12 protein-coding genes are annotated in these 10,554 nt (G+C 27.1%); 8 read left to right on the forward strand and 4 right to left on the reverse strand.

Annotation, left to right across the window (positions count from 1 at the left end; all coding sequences use genetic code 11):
- Positions 1–34 precede the first annotated feature (34 nt).
- Positions 35–178: a hypothetical protein gene (locus KQ44_RS14625; protein ID WP_240516396.1), complete on the reverse strand. Its 144-nt coding sequence runs from the start codon at positions 176–178 to the stop codon at positions 35–37.
- The gene (locus KQ44_RS00475; protein ID WP_240516397.1) at positions 175–579 is read right to left on the reverse strand and encodes an AAA family ATPase; all 405 of its coding nucleotides are present in this window, start codon (positions 577–579) and stop codon (positions 175–177) included. The genes KQ44_RS14625 and KQ44_RS00475 overlap by 4 nt, the downstream gene beginning before the upstream one ends.
- A 192-nt stretch (positions 580–771) precedes the next feature.
- Here KQ44_RS00475 and hisA point away from each other — a divergent pair, with 192 nt between their 5' ends.
- From hisA to guaA, 8 genes are all read left to right on the forward strand, one after another.
- Positions 772–1,488 (forward strand): 1-(5-phosphoribosyl)-5-[(5-phosphoribosylamino)methylideneamino]imidazole-4-carboxamide isomerase, encoded by a 717-nt coding sequence (gene hisA / locus KQ44_RS00480; protein WP_096735776.1) that lies wholly within the window; start codon positions 772–774, stop codon positions 1,486–1,488.
- Positions 1,489–1,516: 28 nt separating this feature from the next.
- The gene (locus KQ44_RS00485; RefSeq protein WP_096735777.1) at positions 1,517–2,470 is read left to right on the forward strand and encodes an FkbM family methyltransferase; all 954 of its coding nucleotides are present in this window, start codon (positions 1,517–1,519) and stop codon (positions 2,468–2,470) included.
- 112 nt (positions 2,471–2,582) lie between these two features.
- Positions 2,583–3,107, forward strand: a complete 525-nt coding sequence (locus tag KQ44_RS00490) for a polymer-forming cytoskeletal protein (RefSeq protein ID WP_096735778.1) — start codon at positions 2,583–2,585, stop codon at positions 3,105–3,107.
- A 19-nt stretch (positions 3,108–3,126) separates the two neighbouring features.
- Positions 3,127–3,921, forward strand: a complete 795-nt coding sequence (gene map, locus KQ44_RS00495; RefSeq protein WP_096735779.1) for a type I methionyl aminopeptidase — start codon at positions 3,127–3,129, stop codon at positions 3,919–3,921.
- Positions 3,922–4,009: 88 nt separating this feature from the next.
- On the forward strand, positions 4,010–4,840 hold the full coding sequence (locus tag KQ44_RS00500) for a hypothetical protein (protein WP_096735780.1): 831 nt from the start codon (positions 4,010–4,012) through the stop codon (positions 4,838–4,840).
- 135 nt (positions 4,841–4,975) lie between these two features.
- Positions 4,976–5,908, forward strand: coding sequence for a hypothetical protein (locus KQ44_RS00505; RefSeq protein WP_096735781.1), 933 nt, complete (start codon positions 4,976–4,978; stop codon positions 5,906–5,908).
- Positions 5,909–6,626: 718 nt separating this feature from the next.
- The gene (locus KQ44_RS00510; protein WP_096735782.1) at positions 6,627–7,862 is read left to right on the forward strand and encodes an NAD(P)-dependent alcohol dehydrogenase; all 1,236 of its coding nucleotides are present in this window, start codon (positions 6,627–6,629) and stop codon (positions 7,860–7,862) included.
- 279 nt (positions 7,863–8,141) lie between these two features.
- Positions 8,142–9,686, forward strand: coding sequence for a glutamine-hydrolyzing GMP synthase (gene guaA, locus KQ44_RS00515; RefSeq protein WP_096735783.1), 1,545 nt, complete (start codon positions 8,142–8,144; stop codon positions 9,684–9,686).
- Between the two features lie 130 nt (positions 9,687–9,816).
- Here the strand turns inward: guaA and KQ44_RS14630 are convergent, their stop codons facing one another.
- Both KQ44_RS14630 and KQ44_RS14635 read right to left on the reverse strand, forming a co-directional pair.
- Entirely contained in the window at positions 9,817–10,158 is a 342-nt protein-coding gene (locus tag KQ44_RS14630; RefSeq protein ID WP_240516398.1) for a hypothetical protein, read from the reverse strand.
- 8 nt (positions 10,159–10,166) lie between these two features.
- The gene (locus KQ44_RS14635) at positions 10,167–10,418 is read right to left on the reverse strand and encodes a hypothetical protein (protein WP_240516399.1); all 252 of its coding nucleotides are present in this window, start codon (positions 10,416–10,418) and stop codon (positions 10,167–10,169) included.
- Positions 10,419–10,554 lie beyond the last annotated feature (136 nt).

Below are 10,554 nucleotides of genomic sequence, written 5' to 3' on the forward strand. Positions count from 1 at the left end.
AAATGAAATCATTTCTATTAATTGCTGCTCATTTTTATTTTTTATTAATTTCTATTAAGTAATTACTAATTGACTGATATTCTATAATATTTGGTATATATACTTCTTTTTTATTATCTATATTTTCATTTTTCCTGTTCATCATATATATAGTATTATTTATATTTGGGATTGTCATTTTTTTTCTTCTATAGAATCAGAATCTTCATTTGTAATAATAACGCTGTAATTTAGTTCTATATTATCATCATTAAGTATCTTACCGTCTTTTAGTATTGGGTTAATATTTATATCATAGTTTGTATTATCATATTTGTTATAATTAAAATTTATACTGTTATTGTAGTCAAAATTATAAAAGAGTGTTTTAATTTCAGCTTTATTTTCTTTAATTCTGCTTATATTTTTTATATTTTCTATAATATTAATGCGTGATTCTGAGAGTATAAGCATTATTGCTTCAAGTACAGTAGTTTTTCCAGAATTATTTTTTCCAACCAAAAAGTTTATTTTTTTCATATTATCTATTTTAATAGAGTTGAAACCTCTGAAATTTCTTATATATAAATCTTTAATCATGATAGAACCTGCAAACTTTAAATTATTTTGTATTTATATCGGAGTTTTTGAAAATAAAATGAATTTTGATATTATTGATTTTATTATTAATAATATAATTGTCTATTAAAACTGTAAAATGATTTTTATTTTTATATAATATGTTATAATGTTATCATAATAAAAGGAAATAATAATTAGGGATTTATAAATATGAACATACTGCCAGCAATAGATTTAAAAAACGGAGAAGTAGTAAGACTTGTAGAAGGCGATTATAATAATAAAACAACTTATTTCAAAGACCCTTTAGAAGTTCTTGATTTTTTTATAGAAAGCGGAAGTGAGTATCTTCATATCGTTGATTTGGACGGTGCAAGCAACGGAGAGACTATTAATTTTAAGACTATAGAAAAAATAATAAAAAGATGCAGTTTATTTGTAGAAGTAGGCGGCGGCATAAGAAACGAGGATACTATAAAAAAATATTTAGATATAGGTGTAAAAAGAACTATATTGGGTACTGCCGCTGTTGAAAATATAGATTTTACAGAAAGTATGATTAATAAATATAAAGAGAATATAGCAGTTTCTATAGATTCAAGAGAAAGAATGATAGCAGTAAAAGGCTGGAAAGAGATTAAAAGACTGGATTCTGTAGAGTTTTGTATTAAACTTGATAAAATGGGTATTGATACTATCATATATACTGATATTTCAAAAGATGGTAAATTATCTGGTACTAATTTAGAGATATATAAAGAGTTAAGAGAAAAACTTTCCTGCAATATTATAGCTTCAGGCGGAGTTACTTTTGAAGAAGAGATTATAAAATTGAAAGACATGAATGTTAATGGGGCTATAGTTGGTAAAGCTATATATGAAGGTAAAATAGATTTAAAAAATATAATAAATATTGCAAAAAATTAATTATATTATTTTGTAGGTATATTTTTTTATGAAAGATGTAATAGAATTATTAAAAGAGTGCAGAAATACGGTAAAAAATAAATTCACTAAAGAAGAAATAGAGCAAATAGAAAAGAATGATAATTTCATAAAAGCTATGATTGAAGAAGATAATTTTAATATTTTTTATAATATGCTTAATGAAAATTATTCAAAAATATTATTTAAAAAAATAGTAAAATACAGATATATGCTATCATTTTATAAAGGTGCTTTTAATAACAATAAAGAAAAAATAAAATTAAGTATGAAGTACGGTTCTATTAATATATTTTCTTGGGGATTCAAGAGACTATTATTTGCCTTACAAAAATATAAATATCCAAGCGAAATAGAGAACTTTCTTCTTTTTTATATATTTGGGCTTAAACAGTATAATGTAGAAAATATTTTTGAAGTAAAAGATGACAGCATAGTATTTGATATAGGAGCTTGGAAGGGAGATACGGCTTATTTCTTTTCCAAAAGATGCAATGATAATGCCAAAATATATGCTTTTGAGCCTGATAAAGACGCATTTGATACTTTAAAGTTGATAAAAGAAAAATATAAATTAAATAATGTTATACTTGAGAATATTCTTTTTTCTATTAAAAGCGAAACGGTTGATTTTGTATCTATGACTCCTGATACGCCTTCTGTTAAGATGAATGCTATTACAATAGATGAATTTGTAACAAATAATAATGTAGAAAGAATAGACTATTTAAAGATGGACGTTGAAGGAGCTGAGATGGATATACTTAAAGGATCAGTAAATACTATTAAAAGTTTAAGACCTTCTCTCGCCATTGCTATTTATCATGGAGGCGAACTTTTTATGGAGGATTTTTATAAAGTTCCAGTATTTATAAAGAAAATAACAGAAAATTATGAGTATTATATAAGGACATTTTCTCCTTGGGGCGGTGAGACAGTGCTTTTTTGCAAACCTAGAAAATAGAAAAAATAATAAAAATATGTTATAATATTGTAGTAGCAGTTTACTAATCGATGATATTGACTTTTTATAAGTATCTTATAAAATCAAACTATATATTTAGGAGATTAAATTTATGGCAAAAAGAGATATGATAAACAGTGTTATAGGAGACGGCTCATCATTTAAAGGTACTTTTATTGTTAAAGGTTCTTTTCAAATAGACGGGAAATTTGAAGGCGAATTAAAAATAGACGGACATTTAGTTATAGGGCCTAATGGTAAAGTAAAAACTAGTACAATTATTACAGAAAGTATCACAATAGCAGGTACTTTGATTGGAAATATTGATGCCAGAAGAGAGGTAATACTAATAGAAACAGGAAGAGTTTTAGGAAATATAGAAGCTCCTAAAATAGATGTAGGCGAAGGTGCTGTTATACAGGGCGAAATGACTATTACAGGCGGTCAGAAAAAAGATATTTCAAAAGTTGTTGAGGAATCATTTACTGGTGTAAAAATGGAGGATAACTCTTTTGATAATGCTAATAATTCTACATCTGTTAATTTAGAAAATAATAATAATATAGAAAATAATACATCATCTGCAGAGAATAATAGTTTTGACAGCAATTCTCAAAACAGCAGCAGTATTTTTTAATTAATAAAGGTATATAAAAATGGCTATAAAAATAAAAACTCCAGCAGAAATTAATTTAATGCGTGAAAGCGGTCATATATTAGCTAATGTATTTAAAGAAGTAGAAAAGATTGTTCAGCCTGGTATTTCAACAAAAGAGATAGATAAATTTGTATACGATTATATAAGAAAGCATAACGCCAAACCTTCATTTAAAGGATATGGTAACCCTCCTTTTCCAGGTTCTATATGTTCTTCTATTAATAATGAAGTAATACATGGAATACCAAGCAAAAAGAAGATATTAAAAGATGGTGACATAATAGGTCTTGATATAGGCGTATATTATAAAGGCTATCATTCAGACAGAGCATTTACTTTTAAAGTAGGTAATGTATCGGAAGAGGCTTCAAGGCTTATTGATAAAACTATGGAGTCATTTTTTAATGGCATTAAACAAATTAAAAATGGTGTTCATTTGGGTGATGTCTCTTATGCTATACAAAAAACTGCAGAGGATGCAGGTTATTCTTTAGTAAGAGAATTTCAAGGTCATGGAGTAGGTGCTAATTTGCATGAAGAGCCAGCAGTACCTAACAGAGGAAAACAAGGTACTGGACCTATACTTAAAACTAATATGGTTATAGCAATAGAGCCTATGGTTAATATGGGGCATCATGCCATACTTATAGAAGATGATGATTGGACTATTATCACTAGAGACGGATCATTATCAGCTCATTATGAACATACAGTCGCTGTAAAAGAAGACGGAGTGGAAATACTAACAGCTTTAGAAGATGATGAGATAGTAAAAAAGTATATGAATAGTTAATACATTTAAGGCAAAAATTATATAATGTAAAAATTATATTATACCGATAAGTATTTATATAATATATTTATTTTGATGTAGCTTATTTATGAAACGTATATTTTTAATATTTAATATATTGGTACTCAGCACTTTATATGTATATGCACAGGGACAGTCTCTTAATGTTCCAAATAGAACAGCTGATACAGCAAGAACTGTTACAATAGATACAAATATGTACAGTTCATTATTTAACGGAAAATTGGAGCCAGCTTGGGTATATATAGGTGAGGCTAAGAGAGCCATATATAATGGTGATATTCCCTATGCTTTATATATTATGAATAAAACTGTTATGTATTATCCTAATAATGCTGACGCTCATTATTTTTTGGGCTTAATATATGAAAAAGAGGGAGGAAGTCCTGCTGAGCAAGGCGGTGCTGCTTCTTATCGTTTGGCTATAGAAGAGTACAGAAAAGCTATTAATTTAGCTACTAATCTTACAATACCTGCTTATAAATTAGATGCTTATTTTAGTCTTCTATATATTTATGAAAAGTTAATCGATGAAAATAATTATGCTAATATAGAAAAAGAAATTATTGCTATGGCTGAAAATACTTATGTAACTAAAGAAAAAGGAAGAATATATTTCAGATTGGCAGAACATTACGGAAATAGAAACAGAGGTACAGCTGCAATTGATTATTACAGACAGTCCTATCTTAACGGATATAGACAGAAATTGTCTCTTTTTAGAATGTCTCTAATTTACAGAAGAATGCGTAATTATGTTCAGGAAAAAGAGACTTTGACGCTTGCAAGTAAATATAGTTTTGATAATGTAGAACCTAGTAATTTTGAGGTAGAAAAGGCTATAGTTCAAAGATTAGAGGCTTTGAAGAATGTTAGAATACCTAAAAAATTGAATTAATAGTATTATATAAGGCAGTGATAATTTTTTATCATTGCCTTTTTATTTGCATAATATATATTGTCAAAAAGTATTTATTATATTATTATATATCAATTCAAAATAATAAAAATAATAATAAATAGAGAAATAAAAATGAAACCGATTATTTTATCATTAATGCTATTATTTATATCATCATTACTTTTATATACTCAGGAAAATGAATTAAACAATAATAATGAAATAAATTATTTATCAGATGATTATACTTTCACTAATCCTTTTCGTATATATAGTGTTGATAAATACTATATGGGCTGGCAGGATCCTAGAGCTTTTATAGGTCGTATATTATTTGGAAAAAACTTTAATGTAGAAAAGAATTTATCACTTATAGCCCCAGATGCTAATTGGGATTTTAAATCAATATCCGTATATGTAGAGGGTCGTCTTGCAAGTGAGATAATGTTTTACAGAAATAAATATTTTTCTGTAGGTATGGGCGGAGCTATGGAAATATCTATACTTGGAAGAAACAGCGGATTATTTGATGTATATGATTTTTCTGGGCAGTTTATGGTATTTGCTGATCTTTGGCTTCAGAATCTTGTTGGTATTAATATGAAAATAAGATTTATACCAATGTATCATCAGTCAACACATTTGGTAGACGGTTTTAAAGGAGATACTTCAATAAAAAGCGGCAGCAGTTATGAATTTGGTTCTATAGCAGTTTATTATTATATCAAAAATTTCAGTATATATTTAGGCTCTGAAATTTCTTATAATGCTGTAGGAAACAGTCCTCAATTATTTAGAATACATACTGGTCTTGATTATAGATTTCCTTTATATAAAGATCAAATCAGTTTAATAACTGGAATAAATATAGCCGCCATTTTGGATAAAAAAGATAAATTAGGACTTATAAAAGATCCGTGGCATGCAGCAGTTAACTTCGGGCTTGGTATAGAGTTTTACAGATATGCAGTAGCTTTGAAAGTAGGTTATGGTAAGCCTAGAGGGGCTTCAAGTTATTTTGGCTATGAAACTAAAGTGGGACTTGAAATAAGTTTATTATTTTAATTTTTTTACAAATAAATTATATATTTCAATTTCTTATTTTTATACAGATTGTAAGTTTTTATATATAATAATATACTTTTTTCAAAACTATTTTAATGAATATTTATTATAGCAATTTAATATATAGTATTTTCAATTTATAGTTAGGATTTAGTATGCGAAGTACTTAGATTTGTCTATACTCTTTTTTAAAAAAATAGCTAAAAATTGACATTGCTAGCTACTATATGATGAAGATAAAATATATATAATTATAACATAAATAATTTTTTATATTTTAAAATTTTATTTACATCCCCACCCTTTATATTTTATTGTTTTATTTTCACATTCTAATTTTTATTATTTTTATAGTCTGATTACAAATTAAGGCACCCACCCAAGTGTTTATTAAATTTAAAAATCTTTCTCTACGCACGGTTAGCTGAATCTAATATATAATAAAAATTAGAATTTATAATTAGTTTATATTTAGAATTTTACTTAACGTGCGTTGTGAAAACTGTAAATTTAAATAAAGCTAGGGTGGGAGTTATTAACAACAGTAAAAGTTTATAAATAATAATATAACAATAATAATAAATAAAACTATAATATAAAATGGGAGGGAGTTAAAATAAAATTTTATTAAAAAATTAATAGAAAAAATATTGACTCTGGAGTTTACTTCAATGATATAATATAATTATAGAAATCTATTATTTAAGGAGATTATAAAATGAAAAAAGCTATATTAATAACTATACTATCAATATTGTATGTACTGTCATGCAATAATTCATCTAGTGCCCAAACAACTTCACAAAATAATAATAATCAAAATAACTCTTCAAATGCAATGTATAATCAAAATCTTAAAAAATCCCCTATTAATATACAAACCAATGCAAACGGAAGGGTAAAATCAAGAGGATTTGCAGCAGTTTCATCCAATATGGATTTTAAATATCATGAGTTTACAAGGCATGCTGTAGGAGAGAATGATGTGCTAATAGAAATACTTTATGCTGGAATATGCCATAGTGATATACACGTAGTTGAAGGAAAATCAAGCAGTACTCCGATTGTAGTAGGACATGAAATAGCAGGCAGAGTCATACAAGTAGGAAGTAAAGTAACAAAGTTTAAGGTGGGTGATTTTGCAGGTGTAGGATGCATGGTAAACTCATGCGGACAATGTGAGAGCTGCTTGGATAATTTAGAACAGTATTGTTTAAATAGAGCAGTTTATACTTACGGTTCAAGAGATAGATTTCATGGCAATGAGATAACTCAAGGCGGATACTCTGATAATATAGTGGTGTCTGAACAATTCGCAATACTTATACCAGATAATGCCGAACTTGATAAGGTTGCTCCTCTTCTTTGTGCAGGTATTACTACTTATTCGCCTATAAAAGCTATGAATGTAAAAAAAGGTGATAAAATAGGTATTGCAGGATTTGGAGGGCTTGGATCTATGGCTGTAAAATATGCTGTAAAACTAGGTGCTGAAGTAACAGTTTTTGACATTACAGAAGATAAAAGAGACGATGCTTTAAATATGGGAGCAGTAAAATATGTTAATGTAAATAATGCAGAAGACTTAAAAAATATTAATAATACTCTTAATTATATAATAAGTACCATACCAGCATACTATGACGTAAACATGTATATGCGTATGCTTAAAAGAGGGGGTACTATGTGTTTATTAGGACTTCCTAGAACTTCCAAAATGCCTACTCTTACAGCTATGATAGGAACTCATGGCAGTAAAAAATTATTCGGATCTTTAATAGGTGGAATAAAAGAAACTCAGGAAATGCTTAACTATTCTATAGAAAACAATATTTACCCTAGTGTAGAAATAATAAAAGCAGACGCTCAAACTATAAAAGAAGCATACAAAAAAGTTATAGATGGAAAAGTAAAATTCAGATATGTAATAGATATGCGTACTATAAACAAATAAAAATGATTTTGTATAATAAATATTAATAAAAAATAAAGACCGCCATTATGAAATTTTTATTTTTTAATAATTATTAATATAGCAGAGAAATAACGATGATTTATACAAAAACTATATTTTTATGATATTATAGAATCATTAAGAATTTTAATTATACAAAAAACAATTTACATTGAGTAATTATTGAATATTATGATAACTATTAATTGAAATTTTATTATTTTGATATAATATTATTCAATTAATCATTAATGTATTCAAATAATAAAGAGGAAATATATGCAAAACAATATAGATAAAGTTTTAATACTAGATTTCGGCTCACAGTTTACTCAGCTTATTACAAGAAGAATAAGGGAATTAAATGTTTATTCAGAGATTCACCCCTTTCATGTTTCAATAGATTTTATAAAAGAATTTAATCCAAAAGCGATAATACTTTCTGGAGGTCCTTCAAGTGTATATGAAGAAGATGCCCCGAAAGTTGATAAAACCTTATTTGAACTAGGTATTCCTATACTTGGTATATGTTATGGTATGCAGATAATAGTATATTCTATGGGAGGAAAGGTTGAAAGTGCAGAAAAACGCGAATATGGAAAAGCAGAAATTGAAATAACTAATCATGAAAGTATATTCAAATCATTTGACAAAAAGAATATTGTATGGATGAGTCATGGAGACAGTATAAAATCTATACCAGAAGGTTTTGAACTTATAGCAAATACACCGAATACAGAATTAGCTGCTATAGAAAATAAACAAAAAAATATTTATGCTATACAGTTTCACCCAGAGGTTGTTCATACAGAAAACGGTATAAAAATTATAGAAAATTTCCTTTTTAATATTTGTAAATGCGAAAAAAATTGGAATATGGAATCTTTTATAGAGTATGAGATAAAGAGAATAAAAGAAAAAGTAGGAAATAAAAACGTAATACTTGGTCTTTCTGGAGGAGTTGATTCTTCAGTGGCTGCTGTATTAATAGAAAAAGCTATAGGAAAACAGTTAAAATGCATATTTGTCAATAACGGACTTTTAAGGAAAGATGAGGACAAAAAAGTAGTAGAAGTATTCAGAGACAATTTTAATATTGATTTAATATATGTTGATGCTTCAAAGAGATTTTTGGATAAATTAGCAGGTATTACAGACCCAGAGAAAAAAAGAAAAATAATAGGTCATGAATTTGTAAATGTATTTAATGATGAAGCTAAAAAAATAGAGAATGTAGGATTTTTAGCACAAGGGACTCTTTATCCTGATGTAATAGAGAGTGTATCATTAAGGGGAAGTTCTGCTGTTATAAAAAGCCATCATAATGTAGGCGGACTTCCAAAAGATATGAAATTTAAACTTTTAGAGCCTTTCAGAGAATTATTTAAAGATGAAGTTAGAGAGATTGGCTTAGAATTAAAATTACCAGAAGATATTGTATACAGACAGCCTTTTCCCGGACCTGGTCTTGCCGTTAGAATACTTGGAGACATTACAGAAGAGCGAGTTAAAATACTTCAGGAGGCTGATGATATAGTAGTAGATGAAATAAAAAAAGCAGGGCTTTACAGAAAATTATGGCAGTCATTTGCAGTTCTTCTTCCAGTAAAAAGTGTTGGAGTTATGGGAGACGGCAGAACATATGAACAGGTTTGTGCAGTTAGAGCAGTAGAAAGTGTTGATGCCATGACTGCTGACTGGGCTAAAATTGATTATAATGTATTAGGTATAATATCAAACAGAATAATAAATGAGGTAAAAGGTATTAACCGAGTTGTTTATGATATATCCTCAAAACCGCCTGCAACAATAGAATGGGAATAAAAAATAAAATACACTTAATGGAGCTGTTATTTTTTAATGGCTCCGTTTTTTATACATAAAACTTTGTTTCTAAATATACTAATACTCATTTATAATAATAACTTTGACTGATTTTTATTTAAATAAATTATTATCTTTTAATTGTAGGATTAATAGCATTGCCTATATATTCCAAATATATATTATCAACTATTTCTTCTGTAAACTTATCATAAATTATCATGTTTATACCATTTTGAGTTCTGATATAATTCACTCTATTAATAGATAGCTTTTGCCCATTTTGAACAACTAAATCAGTGTAATTTCCTATCTCTTTGTGAAATAAATACTGATTAGATCCTTTAGAAGAGTATATAAGTTTGTTATTATCTATAATATAAGAAGCATTTTGTAAATATATGTTATTAATATTAAAATTTGTAGCTACACTTTTAACAATAGCATCATTATTTTGATAATTTCCAAGCATAGTAATACCTATAACATAATCATCAGCATTTTTACTTTTTCTATGTACTCATTTAAATTTGTATATTGCTTTAATTCAAAGTTATACACATTTTTATATTCATATTTAGCATTCATCTCCCAAGAATAATATTTAGGGTCGCCTCTTCTGTCTGGCAAATCATAATTTTCTTTTAAATATTTTCCTAGATACCTTGTAAATTTAGCAGAACCTTTATAATTTAAATGATTTGGATCATTAAAGTCTTTAGAAAAATCCAAATTATAGTCATCATAGTTTAAATTAAAATTAATAAAAGGAACATTATATTCACTTGCTATATCTTTAGCTGTATTAAATTTTTTATTATCATAATCAGAAAATTGATATGGGGGTCAGAATAACTAACATAGGTAT

This window comes from Brachyspira sp. G79 (assembly GCF_002379365.1).
Classification (GTDB): Bacteria; Spirochaetota; Brachyspiria; order Brachyspirales; family Brachyspiraceae; genus Brachyspira.